Here is a 25,573-nt window from a genome sequence, read left to right as displayed (position 1 = left end):
TGTTTCTCTTGATCAGTCAACTATATGTTCCTCCTCTTCGAGTAAGTTACCTTGATTAATATGAAAAATCTTAGGTTCATTAATTAACGATCTAGCAATACCACTTAAGTTTGGTGTTGTTAAAAATGTTTGAACCTTATTTTGAATCGTCTTCAAAAGATGTGTTTGACGCATATCATCCAATTCAGAAAGAACATCATCCAAAAGAAGGACTGGATATTCCCCAGTTTCCTCTTTCATTAACTCAATTTCGGCTAATTTGACTGATAATGCTGTTGTTCTTTGTTGTCCTTGAGATCCATATGTTTGAACGTTTTTGCCGTTAATTAAAAAACGCACATCATCACGATGTGGCCCAGCTAAGGTTGTCCCTTGAAATATTTCTTTTTTTATTGATTTTTTTAAATCATTTTGTAATTGCGTATACAACTGTTCAATCGTTTTTTCTGACGCGTTTTCCAAATGAGTGGCATACTCAAATGTTAACGTTTCAGCGGACTGTGTAATCTCTTCTTGTAATTGGTTAGCCCAGAATTCAAGTTGTTTAAGAAATATTAAGCGTTGATGTACAATTTCTGCGCCAAAAGCAGCTAATTGATCAGATAATACATCTAAAAAAACTAAATCTTGGTCTTTTTTATGCTGTAACTGTTTTAGATATTGATTACGCTGTTTCAAAATAGTTCGGTATTGACCTAAATTATATAAATAACGTGCATTAATTTGGCCAAATTCCATATCAACAAATCTTCTTCTTACTGATGGGGCACCCTTTACAAGGGCTAAATCCTCTGGTGCAAACAAAATCACATTGAACTGTCCAATGTACTGTGACAATTTGGCCTGTTCAAGATGATTAACTTTAGCTTTTTTACCTTTAGAATTAATTTGAATCTCGAGTGGCAATGACCCTACTTGCTTATTCACCCGACCTTGGATTATCGCAGCTGTCTTATCCCACTTAATCAACTCTTTATCATTATTCGTTCTATGACTTCGAGTCATTGATAACACATAAATTGCTTCCAATAAATTCGTTTTACCCTGAGCATTTTCACCAAGTAATATATTGATTGCTGGTGAAAATGAGATATTTAAATCTTCATAGTTACGATAATCCCTCAAGGTTAAATTTTCTAGATACATTGATAAGCCTACTTTTCGTCCATTGAATGCATCGTAATAATTGCAATACCTGGAACTTCAATAACATCGCCAGGGTATAATTTACGTCCACGTCGGTCTTCTAATTCACCATTTACAAGGACTTCATTTTCACGTAAAAACCATTTTGCTTCGCCACCAGAATTAATAATTGTTTCTGATTTCAAAACTTGTTGTAGCATCATGTAAGGTGTTTCTAAATAAATATCTGATTTCAATTGTCGTCAACCTCCATTTTCTTCCTTTTCTATTATACCTTTTTTTTCGCAAAATTACAATTTCACATCTCATTTTAAGCCGATTTAAGCGATTTAAGTTTTAATTAGTCTTTTTACTCTAAAATTACTTAAAAGGCTATATTTTTAATTAAATGACTACAATTCACTATTGCCTTATTTTTTTAGTCAAAATCAAACCATAAAATTCATTTCTCACTTTTAATATAATTTACCTAAAAAAATAGAGTAAAAACAGTTTTATTGGCTGCTTTTACTCTATTTTTATTAGTTATTCATACACGAACAATTAATTAGAATGTTCGAACTGGTGTAATTAATTGAATAAATTGCGTTGTATCTTCAGTTGGGACTAAGGTAAATGGTCGTAATGGTTGTGTAAACGCAACTTTAATTTCAGTTTGTCCAAATGATCTTAAAGCATCTTTCATATAGTCTGGATTAAATGAAATTTCAAGATCATTTCCTGATAAATTGCTAAATTCTAATGCTTCCTCAACATTACCAACATCAGGCGAGTTACTATAAATGACAACTTTTTGTTCTGCCGTATTAATCGCTAGTTTAACAACGTTATTACGGCTTTCATGTGATAGTAATGACGCACGTTCAATTGCTGATAATAATTTAGGCGCATTAAACTCAATGTCTGTAGCTGATTCTTTAGGAATTAGACGAGTTGTATCAGGATAATTTCCTTCTAATAAACGTGAATAAAATGAGGTATTTCCAAGAATAAAGAGTACTTGGTTTTCTGAAATACGCATTTCAATATCTGGATTAGAATCGTCAATCATTCGTGATAATTCTACTAAAGATTTACCAGGAATAATAACATCATATTTTGCATCGTTTGCGCCTTCCAATGTAATTTTACGTTGGCTCAAACGATGACTATCTGTTGCGACTGCTAAAAACTCACCATTTTCAATGACAAAGTGAACACCAGTTAAAATAGGGCGACTTTCTTGGTTAGAAACGGCAATAACAGTTTGGCTAATAATTTGTTTTAAGATTGATCCCGAAAAAATTAAATTATCATCAGTATCAATTTCTGGTAAGTGAGGATAGTTATTTGCATCTAACCCATTAATATTGAATGAGGCTGATCCAGAAGTAATCTCAGTTTGATAACCATCAGTCACTGTTAATGAAAAAGTATCTTGCGGTAATTTTTTAACAATTTCGCTAAAGAATCGTGCAGGTAGCACAATTTCACCAGTTGATTCAATTGTTAAGTTATTAGATTCATCTTCAACAGATAAAAAAGTTTCAATAGAAACATCTGCATCACTACCTGTTAAAAGTAAACCAGAAGCAGTTAAGACAACTTTGATACCCGTTAATATAGGAATTGTTGTTTTTGAAGAAATAGCTCTTTGAACATCTGTTAATTGTTTAATGAATGCTGATCGATTAATTGTAAATTCCATAGTAAATCCTCCGGTAAGTTTAGTTATTAATTAAGTAATAAAAGAATAGAAGCAGTAGTAGGGCCTGTTAATCATGTTAAGAAATACGTTGGGACCATGTAAATAAAAGAATTCACATGTGGATAACCTGTGAGTAAACAAGCCGCCTTATCCACAATTGCCCACAACTATTATTGGTTAAGTTCACTCTTAAGATCTGAAATTTGACGCTGAAGTTTGTCATCAGTTTCTAACATTACAGCAATTTTTTCGTGAGCATGAATAACCGTTGTATGATCCTTACCACCAAATTCAGATCCAATCTTAGGTAAGGAATTGTCGGTAAGTTCGCGACTTAAGTACATAGCAATTTGACGTGGCATAACAATTGCTTTAACACGTTTTTTTCCTTTTAAATCGCCCACAGTAACGTGGAAATATTTAGCAACCCGATCTTGAACAATAGCAATTGAAATTTCATTTGATTTATCTTTTAAACTTAAGTTTTTTAAGGCATCGGCGGCTAAACTCGTTGTTATTTCTGAGTTTGATAAGGTCGCGTACGCTTGTACTCTAACCAAAGCGCCTTCAAGTTCACGAATATTCGAATCGATTTGGCCAGCAATATAACTTAATGTATCATCTGGTATTTCAAGATTTTCAGCATCAGATTTATTTCTTAAAATAGCAATTCTAGTTTCTAAATCAGGAGGGGTTATATCAACTGAAAGACCCCATTTAAAGCGAGATATAAGACGTTTTTGTAATTTTGGTATTTCGTTTGGTAAACGATCAGATGATAAGACAATTTGTTTTTTATCATCATATAAAGAGTTAAATGTATGGAAAAATTCTTCTTGTGTTGATTCTTTATCGGCAAAAAATTGAATATCATCCACCAGTAAGAGATCAACACTACGATATTCTTTTCGGAAATCTTCGGGCGTATTATTTCGAAGTGAGTTAATGAAGCCGTTAGTAAATGCTTCACTTGTAACGTATTTTACTTTTGCATCAGGATTGTTTAGAAGCATTTGGTGACCAATTGCGTGCATTAAATGGGTTTTACCCAAACCAACACCACCATAGAAAAAGAGCGGGTTGTACAAGCGGCCAGGTTCTTCAGAAACAACCAAAGCAGCAGCGTGGGCCATCTGATTACCTTTTCCAGTAACGAAGGTACTAAAGGTATATCTATCGTTTAATTTGGCATCACGCATAAAGGTAGGGACATTATCGTTATTAGAGTTTGAACTATTTGATACTGCCATATTTGATTGGCCGCCCGCGGTTAATTCACCCTTTATTTTTAAAACGGGATTGATTTCTTCACCAGTTGATTCGTAAAGAAACGCAACAACTTTTGGTGCTAGATGTTGTATCCAGTAAGTTTTATGTAGCTGGGAGGGTAGCTCAATAATAAGGTCGTTATTAATAAATTGTTTTGGTTCAGCTGATGAAATCCAAGTTTCGTAACTAACAGGGTTGAGTTGCGTTTTGAAATAATCAGTCAGTGAGGACCATAAATTTTCGAGAGTAAGCACAAAAAGCCTCCTTGTTTAAATAAATCGTAACTACAGTTTAGCATTTTAAAGAAGGGTTTTCCACAGGTTTAAAAAAATGTGTAAAAAATAATAACAGGGTCATTAATAAGTTTTCCACAGGGGTGGGCATAAAAAGATAAACCAGTTTTGTTTGCCATGTTATCCACAAATGAGTGATTGAAATAAAGTATGTTATTAAAGGATTTTCATTAGTTATTAACAGTTTTTAGTTAAGGGTGTGTATAACTTATTAACAGGCTGTTTATTGTGAAAAAGTGTGTGTTCCGAGTTGTGGACGACAAGATGTGTTTCACAACTCATCCACAACTAAAAAATAAATAGCGAAAAAGTGTGGATAACTAAATTACATTGAATTCTAATAATTTTCTTTCATAGAAGAAAGAAGTATGGTATTATATTCCGGTAAGTGAAATTGACGTCACTGGTATCTTATTTTTATCAAGATACCGATTAGTTGAAACATTAAGTATTTAAGGAGGTGCCTAAATTATGAAAAGAACATACCAACCTAAAAAACGTCACCGTGAACGCGTGCATGGTTTCCGTAAACGCATGAGTACAAAAGGCGGCCGTAACGTCTTAGCACGTAGACGCCGTAAAGGTAGAAAAGTATTGTCTGCATAGACCACTGATTTCAGTGGTTTTTTTTATTACAAAGATACAGTATCTATTTAACTGGAGATATTACATGAGAAAATCATATCGCGTTAAAAAAGAAGCAGAGTTCCAAACAGTTTTTAAAAAAGGTCAATCTTGTGCGAACCGAAAGTATGTTATATATATGATGGAAAAACCAGAACAAGCTCATTTTAGAGTTGGAATTTCAGTTGGAAAACGTATTGGGAATGCTGTTGCTCGTAATTGGGTTAAACGCCGTATTCGTCAATCGTTGTTAGAATTGAAACCAGATCTTAAACAAGATTGCGATTTTTTGGTTATTGCTAGACCATCTGTTGCTTGGTTGTCGCAAGAGGAATCCAAGAAACAATTAACACATGTTTTAAAAATAGCTAAAATTTTAGACTAATAAAGTGAGCGAGGGTATTCTTGTGAAAAAGAAGAGTAAGCGATTTTTAGTCCTATTAAGTATGTTGGGGTTAATGTTAGTCCTAGCGGGATGTAGTACAACACCAATAACGGAAAATAGTACAGGAATTTGGGATGGCGGTATCATCCTCAGTTTCTCTAGGGCTATTATTTTCCTTTCAAAATTATTTGGTGGGAACTATGGTGTTGGTATTATCATCTTTACCATAATCATTAGGGTTATTTTATTACCATTAATGATTTATCAAACAAAAAGTATGCGTAAAACAGCTGAAGTTCAACCTCAATTGAAGGCACTTCAAGCTAAGCATTCTGGTAAAGATGCTGCAACTGTTCAAAAATTACGTGAAGAACAACAGAAATTATATGCAGAAGCAGGCATTAATCCTGTTGCTGGATGTTTACCATTATTAGTACAGATGCCGATTTTATTAGCTCTTTATCAAGCTATTTTGAGAACGAACGTTTTGAAGACGGGTGAATTTTTATGGTTACAGCTTGGTGATAAAGATCCGTACTTCATCTTACCAATTTTTGCTGCAATCTTAACTTACTTTGTTTCTAAGTTGGGTGTTATGTCCCAACCTGAAGCAAACTCAATGTCAACGATGATGGTTTATGGTACACCAATAATGATTCTTGTGACAGCTGTTAACTTACCATCAGCCTTGTCATTATATTGGGTTATTACCAATGCATTCTCAGTTGGACAAACATTGTTAATTAATAATCCATTTAAAATTACACGTGAACGTGAAGAAAAAGTACGTCTTGAAAAAGAAAAAGTACAGGCTATTAAAAAAGCGAAAAAGAAAGCTTATAAGGGCCGTAACAAAAAGTAATTTTTGAAAACCAAAGTCCATTTAGTGGCTTTGGTTTTTTATTTTGGATATAATTACATAAAAGGTTAACAAGAGGAGGATTAAAATTGAGAAAATTAACAAAATCTAATAATAGAATTATTGCTGGTGTTGTCGGTGGTATTGCTGAATTTTTTAACTGGGACCCAACATTAACAAGAATAGGGTACGTTCTTTTAAGTGTCCTGAGTGCAGCATTCCCTGGTATTATTGTTTACATCATATGTGCAATAGTCATGCCAAATGCATCATCAAACTATAGATAACTAAAAATGCGTAACCAGAATATATCTGGTTACGCATTTTTGTTTCACGTGAAACATTTTAGAAAGTTGCTGTATCTGGATCTTGAGCATGACCAACAACACCATCTAGAGAGTTGATTTCTGCCATGTCTTCATCAGATAATTCAAAATCAAATAAATGAGTATTTTCTTCAATTCTGTCAGCATGAACAGATTTGGGAAGTGGTAAGAATCCATTTTGTAATGACCAACGTAAGGTAACTTGTGCAACACTGCGACCAATACGATTAGCAATTTTAACCATTGTTGGTTCCGTAAAGATAGCACCAGTTCCTAATGGGCTATAAGCTTCTAATTGAATATTATGCTTGTGACAATAATCAATTGTCTCTTTGGGAGTATCACCAGGAGCTAATCTAATTTGATTAATCATTGGTGTAATTGTTTGTGTTTCTTCCAAAATTTTAAAATGACGAGGACGGAAGTTAGAAACACCAATGGCTTTAATTTTACCTTCATTATAAAGATCTTCAAATGCACGCCATGTTTCTTGAAGATGACTTTCCCAATTATCTTCACGATAAGCAGCAGGATTTGGCCAGTGAATCAAGAATAAATCAAGGTAATCAACACCTAAATCTTTTAATGTTCGTGCAAATGCTGTTTGTGTTTCATCGTACGTATGAGCTGTATTAGCTAATTTACTTGTTAAAAAGATATCTTCACGAGCAACACCGCTTTCGGCAATACCTTCTCCAACACTACTTTCATTGTGGTACATTTCAGCAGTATCTAAATGTATGTAACCAGAAGCTAATGCTGATTTTACAGATGCTTTAGCAACATCACCACTTGGTGTTTGCCAAGTACCAAAACCAACAACAGGAATTTTGACACCATTTGCTAATTCATATGTGTCTGTTAATTTATTCATAGAATTAATCCTCCGAGTTTTTATATTTAGTATTTTCATTATAGGCTGAGTCCTATAGATTTTGTCAAATGAAAGAACTTTTCAAAAAAATCGTTCTGAAAAAGGGTATAGATAAGGGGTCAATTAGTGCTATAATATAACGATGATAATTATATTTGGAGGATGAACATGCCCATATTTACTGGAAAAAATGTTGATCAAGCTGTGAGTAACGGTTTGGCTGCATTAAAGCTTGAAAAAACACAGATTGAAATTAAAATAATCAATGAAGGTAAGTCTGGATTTTTATTTTTTGGCCGCAAAAAGGCAGAAGTTGAATTAATTGAAAAAAAAATAACAGAAAAACCAGTAAGCAAGAAAATTATTGATGAAAAAAAAGATAGTGTTACATCAAAGCCTCTAACAGCAGCAGAAAAAGCTGCTAGAAGTCAACTTAATGAAAAAGCAGTTCATGATGTTGGTTATTATTTGGCCGACATTACAGAATTAATGGGTATTGATACAGAAATTAATGTTCAATTTGAGCGCCGTCAGGTAACATATGATTTTAATACGAGTAAACAAGGATTATTAATTGGTAAACACGGTAAAAGTTTAAATGCTTTGCAATATTTAGCACAAGTTAATATGAATCAAAAAGCAGTTAGCAGAATGAATGTTATTCTAGATGTTGGTGGCTACCGTAAACGTCGCGAAGAAACGATTGAGCGCCTTGCAATTAAAGTGGCCAAGGATGTTATTAGAACGGGTGAGACGGTACAATTAGACCCGATGCCTGCTAACGAACGTAAGCAAATTCATTTTTATTTAGCACGAAATAACCGAATCAAAACAACATCGATTGGAACAGAACCTAAGCGCTCAGTAATTGTAGCGCCTAAAAATAAAAAATAGTCAGTAATAGAAGGGAGTCCCCACCCATGGCTTTAAAACATGATCCAGAAAAATTAGAAGATGAACTATGTTTTGCTATTTACACAGCACAAAAAGATTACAATAAATTTTATACAGAATCACTGAAGGAATTTAGCTTAACGTATCCGCAATATATTACGTTACTTTCATTGTGGGAAACGTCACCTGTTATGGTGAAGGAACTTGGTGCGAAGTTACATCTAGATAACGGAACATTAACACCACTTTTAAAACGTATGGAAAAGGATGATTGGATTCTTCGGACTAGAGATCCTGAGGATGAACGCCGTGTGAATGTCTCATTGACTGGAAAAGCTAAAAGAAGTAAACATAGAATTATGAAACAAATGTCGAATTGTTTTACTTCATTTGATATGACTGAAGAAGAATATCTTGGTTATGTTAATGAATTAAAAGTGATTACTAATAAATTAGAAAATCGCGGTATTCGTGGTTAGTGAATTAGAATCATCAAACAGACTTGTTGACAAATGTCGGTAAAAAAAGTATATTATTGGCATTGAACTTAATATTAGATAAAGTAGTGAAGGTGCTTTATCCACGTCCTTTTAGGGCGTGGAGTGGGCCCTTTTTTTGTTTGAAAAAATTTAAAGAATATGATTAATTAACTGCTAATAGAGCACTTGAAGGGAGTATTTAAAGATATGCCAGAATTAACAGAATTTGATACAATTGCCGCTATATCAACACCACCTGGTGAAGGTGCCATTTCAATTGTTCGATTAAGTGGTGAGGATGCCGTTCAAATTGCTAATAATGTATTTAAAGGGAAAAATTTAGGTAACGTTGATAGTCATACCATTAACTACGGACATATTTTAAATCCTAAAACGGATGAAGAAGTCGATGAGGTCATGGTCTCAGTTATGTTAGCACCTAAAACATTTACACGTGAAGATGTGATTGAAATTAACTGTCATGGTGGTATTGTACCAACGAATCAAATTTTACAATTATTATTAAGTAATGGGGCACGCTTAGCTGAACCTGGTGAATTTACAAAACGAGCATTCTTAAATGGTCGAATTGATTTATCTCAAGCTGAGGCTGTTATGGATTTAATTCGTGCTAAAACAGATCGCTCAATGAAAGTTGCACTAAATCAGTTAGATGGTAATTTAGCACGTCTAATCCGCAATTTACGTAAAGATATCGTAGATGTTTTGGCATTAGTTGAAGTTAATATTGATTATCCAGAATACGATGCTGGTGAAGAAATGACGACTAAATTATTGCTTGAAAAAGCACGTGATGTTAAGCAATATGTTCAAGAATTACTACAAACAGCGCAACAAGGTAAAGTATTACGTGAAGGATTAGCTACTGCCATAATTGGTCGACCTAATGTTGGTAAATCAAGTCTTTTGAATCACTTATTACATGAAGATAAAGCCATTGTAACTGATGTTGCTGGAACAACGCGTGATGTGATTGAAGAATACGTTAACGTTATGGGTGTACCTTTGAAATTGGTAGACACTGCCGGTATTCGTGATACAGAAGATAAGGTTGAAAAAATTGGGGTTGAACGTTCGAAAGAAGCGATTGTTCAAGCTGATTTAGTCATGCTTGTTTTGAATAGCAATGAACCTTTGTCTGCTGAAGATAAGCAGCTCATTAAATTAACACAGAATGATAAACGAATTGTTATCTTAAATAAAACAGATTTACCAGAAAATCTAGATCGTAAAGAATTAGAAAGTATGGTTGATCCAACGGAAATTATTTCTATTTCTGTCTTAAATCATGAAGGTGTGAAGCAACTTGAAGAAAAAATTGCTAACTTATTCTTTGGTGGAATTGAAAATAGCCAAACAACAGTTATGATTACTAATTCTCGTCATATTGGCTTGTTAAATCAAGCTGAGACTGCTTTAGATGATGTGATCACTGGGATTGCTTCCGGTATGCCAATCGATTTAGTTCAAATTGACATGACTAGAAGTTGGGAATTACTTGGTGAAATCACTGGTGATAGCTACAAAGATGAATTACTCACAGAATTATTTAGTCAATTCTGTTTAGGTAAATAATTGTTAGTAAATAGGAGAATATAAATGGACATTAAAACTTATGACGGCCCAGATTATGATGTAATTGTGGTTGGTGCTGGACATGCTGGTTCAGAAGCAGCACTCGCTGCTGCACGAATGGGTAATAAAACATTACTTATCACAATTAGTTTAGACATGGTTGCTTTTATGCCATGTAATCCTTCAATTGGTGGTCCAGCTAAAGGAATTGTTGTACGTGAAATTGATGCCTTAGGTGGCGAAATGGGTCGTAACATCGATAAAACTTATGTACAAATGCGTATGTTAAATACTGGTAAAGGTCCAGCTGTTAGAGCATTACGGGCACAAGCTGATAAACATCTTTATTCAAGTGAAATGAAACATACAATGGAAAAAGAAGAAAACCTAACGTTACGTCAAGGAACAGTCGATAGTTTAATTGTTGAAGATGGCGAATGTCATGGTGTTGTAACAAATACTGGGGCAAAATACCGTTCTAAAAGTGTTGTTTTAACAGTTGGAACGGCTGCTCGCGGTAAGATTATTATTGGCGAATTGAGTTATTCATCAGGTCCTAATAATTCACAACCTGCAATTAAATTATCTGAAAATCTTGAAGCTCTTGGATTTGATTTAGAACGTTTTAAAACTGGAACACCACCTCGTGTTGATGGGAATACAATTGATTACAGTGTGACTGATGAACAACCAGGGGATGTTGAACCTAACCACTTTAGTTTTGAAACACCTGATGAAGATTATATTGATGTTAAAAATCAATTATCTTGTTGGTTAACGTATACCAACTTGAAAACGCATGAGATTATTAATGCTAACCTTGATCGTGCACCTATGTTCTCAGGAATTATTAAAGGTGTGGGTCCACGTTACTGTCCATCTATTGAAGATAAAATTGTTCGTTTCTCTGATAAACCTCGTCATCAGCTCTTCTTAGAACCAGAAGGCCGTTCAACGGACGAATTTTACGTTCAGGGCCTTTCTACGTCAATGCCGGAAGAAGTCCAACAAGATATTATTCATTCAATTAAGGGCCTTGAAAACGCTGAATTAATGCGTCCGGGTTATGCGATTGAATATGATGTCGTGGCTCCTTATCAATTACGACCAACGCTTGAAACTAAATTAGTGAAGAATTTATATACCGCTGGTCAAACAAACGGGACTTCTGGATATGAAGAAGCTGCTGGACAAGGAATAATGGCAGGAATTAACGCTGGGTTACGTGCTTTAGGCCGCGAAGATTTTACGTTAAATCGAAGTGACGCTTATATCGGTGTTATGATTGATGATTTAGTAACAAAAGGGACAAACGAACCTTATCGTCTATTAACATCTCGTGCTGAATATCGCTTAATCTTACGTCATGATAACGCTGATTTACGTTTAACTGAAAAAGGATATGATATTGGTTTAATTTCTGAAAAGAGATTAGCTATTTTTAAAGCTAAAAAAGCTGAAATTGAAGCCGAAAAAGCTAGATTACAATCATTCCGTATTAAACCTACTGAAGATGTGAATGCATTCTTAGCAGAACATAATAGTGCCGCTTTGAAAGATGGCGTGTTGGCTAATGAATTTTTACGTCGCCCTGAGGTAACTTACGCAGACATTGAGAAGTTTATTCCAGGTCCTGACCATGAATTAGACCATAGAATTATTGAACAAGTAGAAATCCAATTTAAGTACGAAGGCTATATTAAAAAAGCACAAGAAAAAGTTGCGAAGTTAAAACGTATGGAAGCTAAAAAAATTCCAACAAATATTGATTACGATTCTATTGAAGGAATTGCGACGGAAGCGCGTCAAAAATTCATTAAGATTCAACCAGAAACATTAGCTCAAGCTAGTCGTATTAGTGGTGTGAATCCTGCTGATTTATCAATTCTTGCTGTTTATATTGAACAGGGTAAGATTGCTAAAGTTAATAATTAATAGTACAGAAATGCAGAAAAGGCACCAATCAAGTATACTTGATTGGTGCCTTTTTAACTTTTTATAATTAGGTTAAGCAATAAACTTAAAATCCAGCTGCAGAGATGATTGAAGCTATGTTGGCTGCTAAACTGACAGCAAATACTGACATAACAATCATGAAAACTAAAGCTAATAGAAGTTGTCCAATGACAACGCCGTAAAGTTTATCTATTTTAAGTGGATTTGTATCAATAATCATCGATAAAATGAAAGCAATACTCATGATAAGGGCCATTAAAGCATACATGAATACAGCAAGGCCTCTCATTCCAAGTAGCATGAAAAGCATACTAAGGACAGCTAATACAAGATTGATCATGAGGTAGTGTGTAAAGCGATTTGTAAATGAAAGTAAGGTATCACTCTTATCGCCTAAAACAACATTACGAACAAAAAATCCAATTAGTATGTAAAAGGCAAAAGCTAGTAGTGTTAAGAAAAATAATTTTGCGTAGACACTACTGTCAATTGTTGGCGCATAGGTACTTTGAGTGTTAAAGAGTCCTGAAAATAGACTTGAATTAACAGATTTAGCAACATTATCCATTATTAATTTTACAAAAATATCATTAAATATGGCGAATAAAATAATTGTCGTAAAGCCGAAATATTTATGACCATTTTCTAAAATTGTGGGATGTTTAATGGCATTTAAGAAATAAGACCAATAATTTGATGCGAATGTTTTAGCTTGTTCAATATTCTCATTTTGAGCTTTAGTATCTTGTTGTTGCGTGTATTGTTGTTGGAATTTTGTTGGTTCTTGTACGTTTTGTGATTGTGTTGCGGCCGTTTCTTGGGCTGGTTTAATGGAAAAGGCAAATCCACAGTTTGTACAAAATTTTACATTTTCTGGTTGTTGTGAACTACAGTTTGGGCATGTTTTCATGATTATTTCCTCCAAAGTTTAGTTGTCTTCAATTTTTTCACTAATTTTTTTAGCGGGTGTAATTGACTTGATTAAGAAGTCATCGTTATTAGAATAATTAACTTTAGCAGTATATCTAAATACTTGTGTTTTAGTTGAATAATTATCGTCACTATCAGTGAAATCGAACGTATAAGTAACATCATAAGCGACATCAAATTTATTTTTATCTGTCGGTGTTACTGATAATACTTTAGCGTCATAAGAGACACTACTGATTGCATCATCATCATGATAATTTTTAGCAATAGTCACCCATGCCTTGGCATCTGCATTGCTTGAGCCATTAACAAAGAAACTGCCTATTGAGCCATAACTATCATTTGAATCCTCATTAGAGTCATCACCATCGATAGTGTAGTCATCAATTTGGGTAAATAAATTGTCTATATAACTTTCTGCATCATCTAGAGTTAACATATTAGGAAAATTAATATTGAATAAATTGCTACTAGAACTATCTTGAAAGCCATTTTCATCTGTATTATTTAAAGTTACGTCGTTATCATCATCGCTACCTGAAATTTGGTATTCACTGGTAACGAGAGTGTTGTCTCCGACCTTTTCTTTAAGCTGCAATCGATTGTTTCCAGAAGAGGCAATAGGGCCAATTGTTGCAGAACCATCATCATCAGTTGTACCAACTTTTTTAGAATTAACATAGATATCAGCATTTGCGATACTTTTAATTCTAAAAGTAAGTGTACTTAAATCTAAATTGACGTTAGAAGTTGAACTAGTGAGCGTCTCAGTCGATTTATTATTTAGTTTAGTACCATCAATAGAGCCAGCTGCTTCTATTGTGTAGTTACCGGGAACTAGATTTGAGATTGTTTTACTGTAATTATCAGAGTCAGCTGTAGCAACTTTTTTATCATTCATCTTGATAACAGCCCCAGAGCTATTCGTTGATAAGTTAACGGAAACGGTTGAAAAGTCAGCCGTATATTTAGGGAATAATAACCAATGTTTACCATTTTCTTTTAAATGAAAATGTGTTGAAGTGCTTGCTCCATTGGTTAATTCGTTTTTAAAAGTTTTAAGAGAGTCTGTACTACCCCATGCATCTGATGCAGGTTTCATAGACTCATCAGTAATTTTTAATGCCGTATCCGATGTTGAAAAATAAGCTTCCATGTTTTTATCGGTTTTTAATGCATCTGTAATTCGTTCAATTTGATTTTCTTTTGAGTAATATTTTGTTCCAGCATAGTAGCCAACAACAATAATAAGAGCGATAATACCAATCAAAATTCTGATGAATTTTGTTTTACCTGAGATGGGTAATTTAGGATTTGCAGTTCGTGTTTGTGTAGGTGGCATTTGTTGTTGTGTTGGTTGAACCGGCGTAACAGGTTGCTGTGACGCAACTGAATTAACACGTAAATCAAAATTACAATTAGGACAGAAATTACCATCCTTAGGAACTTCACTTCCACAATTAGGACAGAATTTTTTTGTCGTACTCCCAGATAAATCATCTGAAGGCGCATAATAGATTTGTTCTTTTTTAATCATTGGATCTCCTTTTTAACTACCTTAATAATATGATTAACTTTGACTACTTAACTAAAAGTTACCAAATCTAGTGTATACATAGCGAGTTTTAGTTTATAAAATAATGGCTAACTCAATCGCATAAAATAGGATTTTAATCATTGGTACTTATGTATTTTTTTAGGTTGTTAGATGCAGAATTAGTAATACCCCCCGTGGCCTCCTTAGATTTAAATTACTAAATCAACGAATAAAGACAAACCTTAAACGAAACTTAAGTTATTTTATCAGCTTAAAAGGTTTTTGTATATATATATATATTAAAAAAAGATAAGCTATAATCTGTTTGATTGTTTTAAAAACCTTTACCATAAAGAGAACCTTTCTGATTAGGAGTTTAATATGCTTAAAAAAATAGGAATTTTAATTCGTGCTAAACGAAAATTATTGAATATGACCATTGAGCAACTGGCTGAAAAATCAAAATCTTCTGTTAGTTTAATTTCTTTGATAGAGCGAGGTAAGTTAGATAATATTAAAATAAAAAAATTATCAGATATTGCTGAAGCGCTGGATATGACGTTAGCTGACTTCTTTACTAATCAAAATTTAAAAGGTGTTGCAACGCTGGATTTGATTAATTATCTTGCTTCTTTACCCAAAGAAAAAAGAGAAGCGACAGCTGAATTATTGCTTAAAGTAATCCGTTTATAAATGATTATCATTAATGATTGACCATGCTATTTCTTCAATAGTGTGGTCAATTTTTTGTGCTTGATAGGCTGAGACTAAATCAATTTGTTTGGTAGGTAAATCTAAAGTTAAAATATCAAAATTGTGAAAATCAATCCTATGGTTACTAAAGTCATAAATTAAAAATTTTAAATCTTGTAATACCTTCAAATTATCGTGTATATCTATCCCATTCATAAATAAAATCTCCCTTACTAAAAAACTGTATAAAAAAAGCATTAGCTTTTATTAGCTAATGCTTAGATTACAACAAAAATAGTTAATTTATAAGACTGATATTAATAAAAATTAATTCTAACGATAGTACTGAGTTTTGTCAATATGACATAAATTAAAGGTTTATCCTTTTAAGTAGATTAATTAATTTAAGTAAGTATTGAAGTAATAATTATTTAAAAAGCTGTTGAAAAATAGACAGTAAAAGGAGCAACAAAATAACTATAAAATGACGATTTTTATGAAGCATTATGATAGCAATGAATTCACGCAAGAACGCATTAGGTAAAAAATACCATGGCGTTTTCCCGCCAATGCCTTGAGCATTTACACCAACCATTCGTGCAAATATTGCAGCACGAAAGATATGGTAGTTATTTGAACTGAATAAAATATGATCCCCTCTATGATCAAGATCAATTATTTTTTTTGAGAAACGCATATTTTCAAAAGTCGTTGTTGATTTGTCTTCTAGTAATGTAAATTCTTCTGGATAACCACTGTCGATGGCCCATTTTTGCATTGCCTGTGCTTCTGAAATAGACTCATCATTACCTTGCCCACCTGAAAAAATAATAATCGGGCGTTTACCGCCTAATAGTATTTGTTTGTCCGCAAAATTGGTAGCACGTTTGATTCTGTTGGCAAGTAGTTTACTAACTTTATAACCGTTGATTAAACCTGCACCTAGTACAATGATGTAGTCTTGATCATATTTTGGACGTCGTAAGCTATATAAAATACTAACAGACAAGAAATTTAAAAAAGCGAACATAAGATATAAGCCAGTCAACGAAGCAAAATTAAATGGTAATTGAAGATACCAAGGCCACGTACTGATTAAAGGTGTCACAAACCAGCGAATGATAAGAACAATAGCAAGTAGTAGTCCAAGCATGTTAGCTAATGAATAACTTTCACGTTTAAAGACTAGTCCAGTATTAATTAATAAAAATGGAATAGTTGCAATTGAAAGTAATATCAAACCTATAGCGCCAACAATGATAATAAAAACAGCGCTATTTTTCATAAAATTGATAGGGGAAGTAGCGAGTACACCTATTAAAGAAATGACAAATATATTGAACAGAAATCCATTAATTAATTGACGTGGTTCTTTGTGAAAGCTGATATACCAAATAGCTAACAATAAAATAGGTAGTAACAGTATTAGATAGTCCATATGAATTCCTCCGAAGTAATAGATAATAAACTAATTCTAGCATATTTTTGAATAAATAAGGTACTAATAAATTTATATTTAACCGTTTACATGGACGTTAACATATGATATATTATTCACATGAACAAAATATCATATGAATAATATATCATATAGAGGAGATGCTATAATGGTCACACTATTAGGTTCAACTGTACTCGCATTCATTTCAACAAATATCGATTATCTTTTAATTCTAATTATTATTTTTGCTAAGTATAAAAATAAACATGAAGAAAAATTAATATTTATAGGAGAGCTACTTGGTAGTGGGACGCTTATAGCAGTTAGTTTGATTGCTGCCTTTTGGTTAAAACTGATTCCTGAAGAATGGATCTTAGGATTTTTGGGACTTATTCCGATTATAATGGGTATAAAAATGTATTTTAGTGATGAAGATGAGGGTAATGAGGTCCGGGAGAAATTAGGAAAACCGGGTCAAGGCATAATTTTAAATGTAATTATGATTACTATTGCAACTTGTGGACCAGATAATCTTGCTATCTACGTCCCATTTTTCACGACATTATCTATTAGGGATGTACCTATTGTACTGATGCTATTTTTTATATTCTTATGTATCATTACATGGTTGAGTAAAATGATTACTAATTTACCTAAAATCCAAGAATTTTTTCAAAATTTTGGTAATTTAATCACTCTAATTGTTTATGTTTTCTTAGGTCTATATATATTATTAGAAAGTGGTACTATTCAGCACTTTATGTAGGAGGAAAATAATGCAACCGTACAATGAAATTCCAAAAAGTGAACTTGATGAATCAATTATGATAACTAAGCTATTGAATAATCGAATAAGATTACAATTAATCTATTTATTGGAACAACATGAATATAATGTAACTGAATTATCAAAGATACTTAATGTTGAACAAACAAACTTATCTCATCAATTAAGTTTATTAAAAACGCATCAAATAATTAGTCAGAGACGAGAAGGAAAGTTAATGTACTATCAAATTGACGATCCGCATATTATTGAAACTATGACAGCGCTGTTGCAACATGCAAAACACGTTGCAAATGGAAAACCTTATTAAATAGAAACGTAAGAAAAAGAGATTAACTTCAAATTGAAGTTAATCTCTTTTTTGATTTTTAAAATCTGTAGTGGTTACTATGGACCCTAACGGATTTGAACCGTCGACCTTCTACTTGCGGAGCAGACGCTCTCCCAACTGAGCTAAGGGCCCGAATAGCTTTATAATACACCAAATAGCCAAAATTAAAAGAAAAAGTTAGTTTTGCTTCTATGTATTTATGCCATTTTAAAATGTTTCACATGAAACATTTTAAAATGAGTAACGATTTTTAAAGATAAAAGGTTTCAAATATCACTTGTTAATAGTAGGGTAAAAAGCATTAAATACCAGTTTTTGATTAATGATGAATAAGCCGAAGAGTATAAGATTTTTGTTTTTAAATAGCAGACATAATCTTATGATGGCGTGATGTGAAGATATTTCCAAACATTAATAATTATTCGATTAATACTCTTTTAGAAGGAACAAATAATAAAATTCAGATTTCTAACGGACTTATTTCCAATCTTAGCAACTTTTATAGATTCCGAACCAGAATACTTTATATATTAAAATCCATAAAAAAAGGTCCCACTCACTTAGTGAGTGGGACCTTCATAATATTATTTATTAACAGTACCAGCAAATGAAGCAGGGTAATATGCTAATGCACCAATTTTAACATTTTGACCAGGTTCTGGAGCAGCGATATATTGGCCACCACCTAAGTAAATACCAACATGGTATGTAGAACCTTGAGCTCCCCAGAATAATAAATCTCCAGGTTGAGCAGCAGCAGTTGATTTCTTAGAAACATTTGATTCTTGTCCAATAGTATTACGGTTTAAGTTAATACCAACTTTTGCGAATACATATTGTGTGAATCCTGAACAATCAAAACCAGAAGGAGTTGATCCACCCCAAACATAAGGAGTACCTATGTATGCTTTAGCAACAGAGATAACTTTGCTTGCTGAGTAGCTTGCTGTTTGTGTTGTAGAGCTTGCAGCAGCAGTATTAGCTGTTGAAGTAGTATTAGAACTTGCAGCAGCAGTATTAGTTGTTGAAGTAGTATTAGAACTTGCAGCAGCAGTATTAGTTGTTGAAGTAGTATTAGAACTTGCAACAGCAGTGTTAGCTGTTGAAGCAGTATTAGAACTTGTAGCAGCCTTAGGTGTTGAAGTAGCATTAGAAGTTACAGCAGCTTTAGGTGTTGTTGTAGCTTTTGCAGGTGTAACAACTTTTTCAGCAGTTGTAGAAGCTACTTTAGCCATTGAACCTGTTAAGTTTAATGTTTGGCCAGGGTTAATCATTGAATTAGAAGATAAACCATTAGCATCACATAGTGCTGAGATAGTAATACCGTTTGATTGAGCGATTGACCATAATGAATCGCCGTTTTTAACAGTAACAGTCTTATTATTTGTAGTAGATGCTGCTTTAGGTGTAGCTGTTTCTACTTTAGGAGTTGCAGTAACTGATTTAGCAGCACTTACTTCTGCTTTAGGAGTTGTAGCAACTGGTTTAGCAGTACTTGTTTCTACTTTAACAGTTTTAGCTGGTGTTACTTTAGCGGGAGTAACAGTAGTACTTGCAGCTACCGCTTTTGAACCAGTTAATGTTAAATTTTGACCGGGTAAGATAAGTGCTGAGTTATCAGCAAATCCATTAGCCGAACGAAGTGCTGAGATTGAAATGCCATTTTCTTTAGCGATTGACCATAATGAATCACCATTTTTAACAGTAACGGATGTTTTATTTACTGAAGTATTAGTAGTAACGATAGTACTTGTTTTAGCTGAAGTACTTTTTTGTGTTGAGCTTGCTTTAGCGTTGCTATCCTTTTCAGGAATATTTAATGATTGACCACTTACAATAATATGAGAATTTGCGTCAATATTGTTTAAAGTTTCGATTGTTTTGATTGAAACGCCATACTTCTGAGAAAAAGCCCAAACAGTATCGTTTGTTTGAACTTTAACTGTTGCTGCATCAGCAGTTGCGTTAGATGCAAGAAGGAGGCCAGCGGTACCAACTGTACCGAGTAATAATGATTTAAGTGTGTTATTCAAGTTGAGTCACATCTACTTTCTTATTTTATTGGATTTATACTACAGTAACTATTGTAACCGGTTAGTGTTGCAATCAAATACAAAAACTATTACAACTTAGCATGATTTTGTAATATATACTAAGTAATGTTTATATATCAATGATAATGATGATTTATGTATTTAACTTATAATTTATTTAATTTAGTAAATCCCATGTGCAATAATGGTTTAGAACACTTTCAATATATTTTAAATTAAAATATATTGCCCCCCGATGTTACAAAGATATTACAGAAACCTTATGTTTCTATACTACTAGAACTAATTAAAACTATACCAGTCGTTTTACATGGTTGCAAATGAAATTTTAAGTTTTAATAGAAAGGGATTTCATTGTCTGGTATCATTTGAATTATTGGATATTGAAAGTCCTTAAATAGTTGGCGTATAATTAACTAAATAAGGGGATAAAAAATATAATGATTAGGTGGAAATATGAAAAGAATAGTTAAAGAAATAATGAGTTGGATTATACCGATTGCAATCGGTTTAATAATCGCGATGCTTTTAAAAACATTTGTTGTCACAATGGTACGTGTTGATGGGCCATCGATGCAACCTAACTTAGTTAATAATGAGCATGTTGCTGTTGTTAAAGTTATTGATATTAAGCGCTTTAGTACTGTTGTTTTTGATGCATACGGCGTAGATCCTGATGCAACTGAGGGTCAAGAGTATGTTAAACGTGTTATTGGAATGCCTGGTGATACAGTAGAATTTAAAAATGATCATGTCTATGTTAATGGTAAAGAAATTGAAGAACCTTATATTTCAACTTATCAAAAAACAGTAGGGACAAGGGTTCAGAACATAAATGCTAAAAACTGGACATTCAAGTCATTGGCTGTAGATAATCAATGGGCTAAAGATACTTCAGCTATCAGAGTACCTTCAGATAAATATTTTGTTCTAGGAGATCATCGTTCAGTATCTAATGATAGTCGTTACTGGGGGTTCGTTGATAAGTCGAAAATTCAAGGTGTTGTAAAAGTACCATTCTGGAATTTTAATAAGGCTGATCATAAATATATTTATTAATTGCATTAAAAATGCAGAAAAATAATTCGATTGAAGAGGAGATTTTATTATGACAAAAACACCAATTATTTTAGATTGTGATCCAGGACATGATGACGCATTAGCGTTAATGATGATTATTGCTTCACCAGAATTTGATTTACGTGCGGTGACAACATCCGCTGGAAATCAAACACCTGATAAAACATTTGATAACGCTTGTCGACTACTAACATTGATGGAACGGACAGATGTTCCAGTTGCTAGTGGAAATAAAAAACCTTTACTACAAGAATTAATGATTGCCGATGCCGTTCATGGAGATACTGGTGTTGATGGAACAGAGTTACCTAAATCTGAAATTCCAGCAACTAATTTAACAGCAATTGAGTTAATTGCAGAAACATTATCTAAAAGTGCTGAAAAAGTTACAATGGTTGTCACGGGCCCAATGACGAATATGGCACTATTTTTAGCTGTCTATCCTGAATTAAAAAATAAAATTGAAAAAATTGTCTTTATGGGTGGCTCAACGGATGTTGGAAATGTTAAACCTGGTTCAGAATTTAATATTGCCGTGGACCCAGAGTCAGCAAAAATGGTTTTAAATGACTCTATTCCAATGGTTATGGCTGGATTAAACTTAACTCATCAAGCACAAATTTTAGATTCTGAAATTGAAGAAATTGGTAAGATTAATAATAAAGTAGCGCAATCAGCCTACGGGTTATTGAAATTTTATGGTATTTACTATGGTCAAGAAAAATGGGGATTCGACGGTATTCCATTACATGACCCTTGTACAATTGCTTGGATGTTACATCCTGAATTATTCACAAGTGAAAAGTACCATGTTGATGTTGAGGTGAATGGTGATCTTACTAAAGGTGAGACAATCGTTGATAAATTTGATTTATTGGGATTAGAAAAAAATACAGAAGTCTTACTATCAATTGACCGTGCAAAATTTGTCGAATTATTAATTTCAAAACTTAAAAAATTTGATAAATTAGTAGGATAGAGAATCTTACAGTTGGCTTGTATTTCTGGCCTAAATACGTTAAAGTTAAACAGGACGTGAAACATCGTTTTGTTTCACAAATAACGGAGGGCCAGTCATATGAATCCAGAAGAATTTCGTCAAGCATTAGCTGAAAAAGACATTAATTTAACAGACAGACAAATGGCACAATTTGAAACATACTATGAATTTTTAGTAATGACAAATGAAAACCTTAATCTGACTGCTATTACAGAAAAATCAGACGTTTATTTGAAACATTTTTATGATTCTTTAACGCCTGCTTTTTATTCAAAAGAAATACAAAGCGAGCCCTTATCTATTTGTGACGTCGGCGCAGGTGCCGGCTTCCCTTCAATTCCACTGAAGATTGCTTTTCCGCAATTAACGGTGACTATTGTTGATTCGTTGAATAAACGTATCAACTTTTTAAATGAATTGGCGGACAAATTAGATATTACAGGGGTTGCTTTTTTTCATAATCGTGCTGAAGAATTTGCAGGTAAAAAAAGTTTATATAGAGAACAATATGATATCGTGACAGCTCGTGCTGTTGCAAGATTGAGCGTACTATCTGAATTGTGCTTACCTTTAGTTAAATTAAATGGTCAATTTATCGCTCTCAAAGCTCAAAAAATGGACGAAGAATTAGTCGATGCCGAATATGCTATCAAGCTTTTAGGTGGTCAAGTTGTGGCTAATCATGAATTTACTTTACCAATTTCAGATGACGAACGTCATCTATTAGTCGTTGATAAAGTCAAATTAAGTCCTAAAAAATACCCTAGAAAAGCGGGTGTACCTGGACGTACCCCACTTGTAAATAAGATATAGTCAGGAGGTCGTCGGAAAATGGCATTTTCATTTTTAGGAAATCGTAAAAATCAACAAGAACAAGAAGATGAAACGAATCAAACGAAGGTTAGTGACATTTCTGTTACGACTATTGTACCCAATCGCTTCCAACCTCGTCGTGTCTTTGATGATCAAAAAATTGATGAATTAGCACAAACCCTTAAAGAACACGGGTTATTGCAGCCTATTATTTTGCGAGAGTATGAGACTGGAAAATATGAGATTATTGCTGGGGAACGTCGTTTTCGGGCAGCATCTTCATTAGGATGGAAAAAAATTCCGGCAATTGTTCAGAAAATGGACGACGACCAAGCGGCTTCGATGGCACTAATTGAAAATTTACAACGTGAGGAACTAACAGCAATTGAAGAAGCAGAGGCCTACAGTAAACTAATGAGTTTAAACCACTTATCACAGTCAAAATTAGCTGAAGATATGGGTAAAAGCCAAGCATTTGTTGCTAATAAATTGCGTTTATTAAAATTAGAACATGACGTACAAACGTCCATTATGGCGCAACAGATATCCGAACGTCACGGAAGAGCAATGGTTAGTTTATCAGCTAGCAATCAAAAAAAATTATTAAAACGTATTTTAAAAGAGAAATTAACAGTGAAAGAAACCGAAAAGTTAATTTCAGCTAATAAAATTAAACCAGAATCAAAAGTGTCTGAAAAGAAAAACACGAAAAAAGGTAATCCTGATAAAAGATTAGTGATTAATACCCTAAAACAAGCGGTTCAAGTTATAGAAAATAACGGTGTAACGATTAAATCAAAACAAGAAAAAACTGATTCAGGGTATCGCGTTATTATTGATGTGATTGAATCAAAAAAGGAGGGTTAATCAAACATGGGAATTGTTATTTCATTAGCAAACCAAAAAGGTGGCGTTGGTAAAACAACAACGAGTGTGAATTTAGGCGCTTGTTTAGCCGAGCTAGGCAAGCGTGTTTTATTAATAGATACGGATGCTCAAGGAAATTCAACAAGTGGTGTTGGTATTGAAAAATCAACAATAAAAAAAGATATTTATGATGTTTTAGTTAATGAATTTCCAATTAAGGAGACAATTCTAGCTACTAGTCATAAAGGATTAGATATCGTTCCGGCAACCATTCAATTGGCTGGTGCTGAGATTGAATTAACACCGCAAATGGCTCGTGAAACAAGATTATTGGATGCCGTTAAAACAATTGAAGATCAGTATGATTATATTTTAATAGATTGCCCGCCATCACTTGGATTGATTACAATTAATGCCTTTACAGCTAGTAAATCAATTTTAATTCCTGTTCAAAGTGAATACTATGCTTTGGAAGGTTTAAGCCAATTGCTTAACACAATTCGTTTAGTTCAAAAGCATTTTAATCCAGATTTAGCCATTGAAGGCGTTTTAATGACAATGTATGATGCACGTACAAATTTAGGCGCAGAAGTTGTGTCTGAGGTGCAAAAATATTTTGCAGAAAAAGTCTACAAGACAATTATTCCGCGAAATGTCCGCTTGTCTGAAGCACCTAGCCATGGGATGGCAATTATTGATTACGATCCTAAGTCGAAGGGTGCTCAAGTCTATATGGAATTGGCAAAGGAAGTGTTAAAAGCGCATGGTAAATAATAAAAAAGGTCTTGGAAAAGGGATTAACGCGTTATTTCAGGATGAACTTGATCAATATGATGATACAAAAGAATCTGTTGTTCGTTTAAACTTAGCTGAAATTCGCCCTAATCCTTACCAACCTCGTAAAACATTTGATGAAGATGCCCTAAAAGAATTAGCTGCGTCTATCAAAAAATCAGGTGTCTTCCAACCAATTATTGTAAGAGAATCAGTCATTAAGGGTTATGAAATCATTGCAGGAGAACGTCGTTTCCGTGCGTCTAAATTAGCAGGACTAACAGATGTCCCTGCAATTATTAGAACGATGACAGAAGAAGCAATGATGGAAGTTGCTATTTTGGAAAATTTACAACGTGAAGAATTGTCTCCTTTAGAAGAGGCAGAAGCTTATAACATGTTGATGGAAAAATTAAACTTAACGCAGTCACAAGTTTCAGAGCGATTAGGCAAAAGTCGTCCTTATATTGCTAATTATTTGCGTTTATTAGGATTGCCCAACTCAGTTAAAGAATTACTCCAAGTTGATCAGTTATCGATGGGTCAAGCAAGAACATTGCTGTCACTTAAAGATAAACAAAAAATTGGGGCATTAGCTAAAAGAACAGTTAAAGAAAATCTAACTGTTCGTGAGTTGGAAAAAGTAATTGCCCAAATGAACGGCGAAATTAAAAAGAATACTAAAAAAGTGAACGAAGTTGAAAAATCAATTTATGTTCAACAAAGTGAGAACTTGTTAAAAGAAAAATTTGGAACACAAGTTTCTATCCAACAGAGCAAAAAAAATCATAAAGGTAAGATAGAAATTGACTACTTATCAACGGATGATTTGAACCGTATTTTGGACTTACTTGATATTTCACTAGACTAGGAGGTTA

27 protein-coding genes and 1 tRNA gene are annotated in these 25,573 nt (G+C 33.4%); 17 read left to right on the top strand and 11 right to left on the bottom strand.

Translation table 11 applies throughout. From position 1 onward, the window contains the following. Window positions 1–12: 12 nt before the first annotated feature. The 4 genes from recF to dnaA all read right to left on the bottom strand — a co-directional run bounded on the left by recF (window position 13) and on the right by dnaA (window position 4,356). On the bottom strand, window positions 13–1,146 hold the full coding sequence (recF, locus tag AC1RPR_RS01480; protein WP_409021849.1) for a DNA replication/repair protein RecF: 1,134 nt from the start codon (window positions 1,144–1,146) through the stop codon (window positions 13–15). 8 nt (window positions 1,147–1,154) lie between these two features. Further along, on the bottom strand, window positions 1,155–1,382 hold the full coding sequence (gene yaaA / locus AC1RPR_RS01475) for a S4 domain-containing protein YaaA (protein ID WP_057974154.1): 228 nt from the start codon (window positions 1,380–1,382) through the stop codon (window positions 1,155–1,157). Window positions 1,383–1,693: 311 nt separating this feature from the next. Next, window positions 1,694–2,833, bottom strand: a complete 1,140-nt coding sequence (gene dnaN, locus AC1RPR_RS01470; protein WP_481761086.1) for a DNA polymerase III subunit beta — start codon at window positions 2,831–2,833, stop codon at window positions 1,694–1,696. 170 nt (window positions 2,834–3,003) lie between these two features. Further along, window positions 3,004–4,356 carry a chromosomal replication initiator protein DnaA gene (gene dnaA, locus AC1RPR_RS01465; RefSeq protein WP_481761085.1) on the bottom strand — a complete coding sequence of 451 codons (1,353 nt, stop codon included), beginning with the start codon at window positions 4,354–4,356 and terminating at the stop codon, window positions 3,004–3,006. A 510-nt stretch (window positions 4,357–4,866) separates the two neighbouring features. On the opposite strand from dnaA, the gene rpmH reads away from it, so the two are divergent. The 4 genes from rpmH to AC1RPR_RS01445 all read left to right on the top strand — a co-directional run bounded on the left by rpmH (window position 4,867) and on the right by AC1RPR_RS01445 (window position 6,550). Next, window positions 4,867–5,001 carry a 50S ribosomal protein L34 gene (rpmH, locus tag AC1RPR_RS01460; RefSeq protein WP_057974157.1) on the top strand — a complete coding sequence of 45 codons (135 nt, stop codon included), beginning with the start codon at window positions 4,867–4,869 and terminating at the stop codon, window positions 4,999–5,001. A gap of 64 nt (window positions 5,002–5,065) precedes the next feature. Beyond that, entirely contained in the window at window positions 5,066–5,404 is a 339-nt protein-coding gene (rnpA, locus tag AC1RPR_RS01455) for a ribonuclease P protein component (RefSeq protein ID WP_409021846.1), read from the top strand. 61 nt (window positions 5,405–5,465) lie between these two features. Then, complete coding sequence (gene yidC, locus AC1RPR_RS01450) at window positions 5,466–6,266, top strand: membrane protein insertase YidC (RefSeq protein WP_481762166.1); 801 nt, start codon at window positions 5,466–5,468, stop codon at window positions 6,264–6,266. A gap of 86 nt (window positions 6,267–6,352) precedes the next feature. Continuing rightward, a complete protein-coding gene (locus AC1RPR_RS01445) occupies window positions 6,353–6,550 on the top strand; it encodes a PspC domain-containing protein (protein WP_409021843.1) in 198 nt (65 codons plus the stop codon). Window positions 6,551–6,608: 58 nt separating this feature from the next. Here AC1RPR_RS01445 and AC1RPR_RS01440 read toward each other — a convergent pair whose 3' ends face one another. Next, window positions 6,609–7,463, bottom strand: coding sequence for an aldo/keto reductase (locus AC1RPR_RS01440; RefSeq protein ID WP_481761083.1), 855 nt, complete (start codon window positions 7,461–7,463; stop codon window positions 6,609–6,611). 168 nt (window positions 7,464–7,631) lie between these two features. Between AC1RPR_RS01440 and jag the strand changes: the two genes are divergently transcribed. The 4 genes from jag to mnmG all read left to right on the top strand — a co-directional run bounded on the left by jag (window position 7,632) and on the right by mnmG (window position 12,367). Beyond that, window positions 7,632–8,357 (top strand): RNA-binding cell elongation regulator Jag/EloR, encoded by a 726-nt coding sequence (jag, locus tag AC1RPR_RS01435; RefSeq protein WP_481761081.1) that lies wholly within the window; start codon window positions 7,632–7,634, stop codon window positions 8,355–8,357. 26 nt (window positions 8,358–8,383) lie between these two features. Then, on the top strand, window positions 8,384–8,836 hold the full coding sequence (locus AC1RPR_RS01430) for a MarR family winged helix-turn-helix transcriptional regulator (RefSeq protein WP_481761080.1): 453 nt from the start codon (window positions 8,384–8,386) through the stop codon (window positions 8,834–8,836). Between the two features lie 207 nt (window positions 8,837–9,043). Next, the gene (gene mnmE / locus AC1RPR_RS01425) at window positions 9,044–10,432 is read left to right on the top strand and encodes a tRNA uridine-5-carboxymethylaminomethyl(34) synthesis GTPase MnmE (RefSeq protein ID WP_481761079.1); all 1,389 of its coding nucleotides are present in this window, start codon (window positions 9,044–9,046) and stop codon (window positions 10,430–10,432) included. A gap of 24 nt (window positions 10,433–10,456) precedes the next feature. Then, window positions 10,457–12,367, top strand: a complete 1,911-nt coding sequence (mnmG, locus tag AC1RPR_RS01420) for a tRNA uridine-5-carboxymethylaminomethyl(34) synthesis enzyme MnmG (RefSeq protein WP_481761078.1) — start codon at window positions 10,457–10,459, stop codon at window positions 12,365–12,367. A gap of 85 nt (window positions 12,368–12,452) precedes the next feature. Here mnmG and AC1RPR_RS01415 read toward each other — a convergent pair whose 3' ends face one another. Next, window positions 12,453–13,298, bottom strand: coding sequence for a DUF6574 domain-containing protein (locus tag AC1RPR_RS01415; RefSeq protein WP_481761077.1), 846 nt, complete (start codon window positions 13,296–13,298; stop codon window positions 12,453–12,455). A gap of 18 nt (window positions 13,299–13,316) precedes the next feature. After that, entirely contained in the window at window positions 13,317–14,855 is a 1,539-nt protein-coding gene (locus tag AC1RPR_RS01410; protein WP_481761076.1) for a zinc ribbon domain-containing protein, read from the bottom strand. Window positions 14,856–15,236: 381 nt separating this feature from the next. Here AC1RPR_RS01410 and AC1RPR_RS01405 point away from each other — a divergent pair, with 381 nt between their 5' ends. Next, complete coding sequence (locus tag AC1RPR_RS01405; RefSeq protein ID WP_481761075.1) at window positions 15,237–15,548, top strand: helix-turn-helix domain-containing protein; 312 nt, start codon at window positions 15,237–15,239, stop codon at window positions 15,546–15,548. Here the strand turns inward: AC1RPR_RS01405 and AC1RPR_RS01400 are convergent. Together AC1RPR_RS01400 and AC1RPR_RS01395 are read right to left on the bottom strand one after the other, a co-directional pair. Beyond that, window positions 15,543–15,764, bottom strand: a complete 222-nt coding sequence (locus tag AC1RPR_RS01400; protein WP_409021835.1) for a hypothetical protein — start codon at window positions 15,762–15,764, stop codon at window positions 15,543–15,545. The genes AC1RPR_RS01405 and AC1RPR_RS01400 overlap by 6 nt on opposite strands. Window positions 15,765–15,975: 211 nt before the next feature. Next, window positions 15,976–16,986, bottom strand: coding sequence for a YdcF family protein (locus tag AC1RPR_RS01395; protein WP_481761074.1), 1,011 nt, complete (start codon window positions 16,984–16,986; stop codon window positions 15,976–15,978). A gap of 169 nt (window positions 16,987–17,155) precedes the next feature. On the opposite strand from AC1RPR_RS01395, the gene AC1RPR_RS01390 reads away from it, so the two are divergent. Then, window positions 17,156–17,755, top strand: a complete 600-nt coding sequence (locus AC1RPR_RS01390) for a cadmium resistance transporter (protein WP_481761073.1) — start codon at window positions 17,156–17,158, stop codon at window positions 17,753–17,755. 10 nt (window positions 17,756–17,765) lie between these two features. Then, the gene (locus tag AC1RPR_RS01385) at window positions 17,766–18,086 is read left to right on the top strand and encodes an ArsR/SmtB family transcription factor (protein WP_481761072.1); all 321 of its coding nucleotides are present in this window, start codon (window positions 17,766–17,768) and stop codon (window positions 18,084–18,086) included. 80 nt (window positions 18,087–18,166) lie between these two features. Here AC1RPR_RS01385 and AC1RPR_RS01380 read toward each other — a convergent pair. Both AC1RPR_RS01380 and AC1RPR_RS01375 read right to left on the bottom strand, forming a co-directional pair. Continuing rightward, window positions 18,167–18,239: transfer RNA gene (locus AC1RPR_RS01380), tRNA-Ala, on the bottom strand. Window positions 18,240–18,691: 452 nt separating this feature from the next. Then, window positions 18,692–20,140, bottom strand: a complete 1,449-nt coding sequence (locus AC1RPR_RS01375) for a C40 family peptidase (RefSeq protein ID WP_481761071.1) — start codon at window positions 20,138–20,140, stop codon at window positions 18,692–18,694. A gap of 477 nt (window positions 20,141–20,617) precedes the next feature. On the opposite strand from AC1RPR_RS01375, the gene lepB reads away from it, so the two are divergent. The 6 genes from lepB (at window position 20,618) to AC1RPR_RS01345 (ending at window position 25,566) form a co-directional block, all read left to right on the top strand. Next, window positions 20,618–21,220: a signal peptidase I gene (gene lepB, locus AC1RPR_RS01370; RefSeq protein ID WP_481761070.1), complete on the top strand. Its 603-nt coding sequence runs from the start codon at window positions 20,618–20,620 to the stop codon at window positions 21,218–21,220. A 49-nt stretch (window positions 21,221–21,269) separates the two neighbouring features. After that, the gene (gene rihA, locus AC1RPR_RS01365) at window positions 21,270–22,220 is read left to right on the top strand and encodes a pyrimidine-specific ribonucleoside hydrolase RihA (RefSeq protein ID WP_481761069.1); all 951 of its coding nucleotides are present in this window, start codon (window positions 21,270–21,272) and stop codon (window positions 22,218–22,220) included. A gap of 99 nt (window positions 22,221–22,319) precedes the next feature. Further along, window positions 22,320–23,054: a 16S rRNA (guanine(527)-N(7))-methyltransferase RsmG gene (gene rsmG / locus AC1RPR_RS01360; RefSeq protein WP_481761068.1), complete on the top strand. Its 735-nt coding sequence runs from the start codon at window positions 22,320–22,322 to the stop codon at window positions 23,052–23,054. 18 nt (window positions 23,055–23,072) lie between these two features. Beyond that, window positions 23,073–23,921, top strand: a complete 849-nt coding sequence (gene noc, locus AC1RPR_RS01355; protein WP_481761067.1) for a nucleoid occlusion protein — start codon at window positions 23,073–23,075, stop codon at window positions 23,919–23,921. Window positions 23,922–23,927: 6 nt separating this feature from the next. Further along, window positions 23,928–24,695 (top strand): ParA family protein, encoded by a 768-nt coding sequence (locus AC1RPR_RS01350; protein ID WP_409021824.1) that lies wholly within the window; start codon window positions 23,928–23,930, stop codon window positions 24,693–24,695. After that, window positions 24,685–25,566 (top strand): ParB/RepB/Spo0J family partition protein, encoded by an 882-nt coding sequence (locus AC1RPR_RS01345; protein WP_409021823.1) that lies wholly within the window; start codon window positions 24,685–24,687, stop codon window positions 25,564–25,566. Before AC1RPR_RS01350 ends, AC1RPR_RS01345 begins: the two co-directional genes overlap by 11 nt. Window positions 25,567–25,573 lie beyond the last annotated feature (7 nt).

The sequence above is a fragment of the Dellaglioa sp. CoH-57-MRSF-22 genome (assembly GCF_056781895.1).
This window is presented reverse-complemented; position numbering and strand designations above follow the sequence as displayed.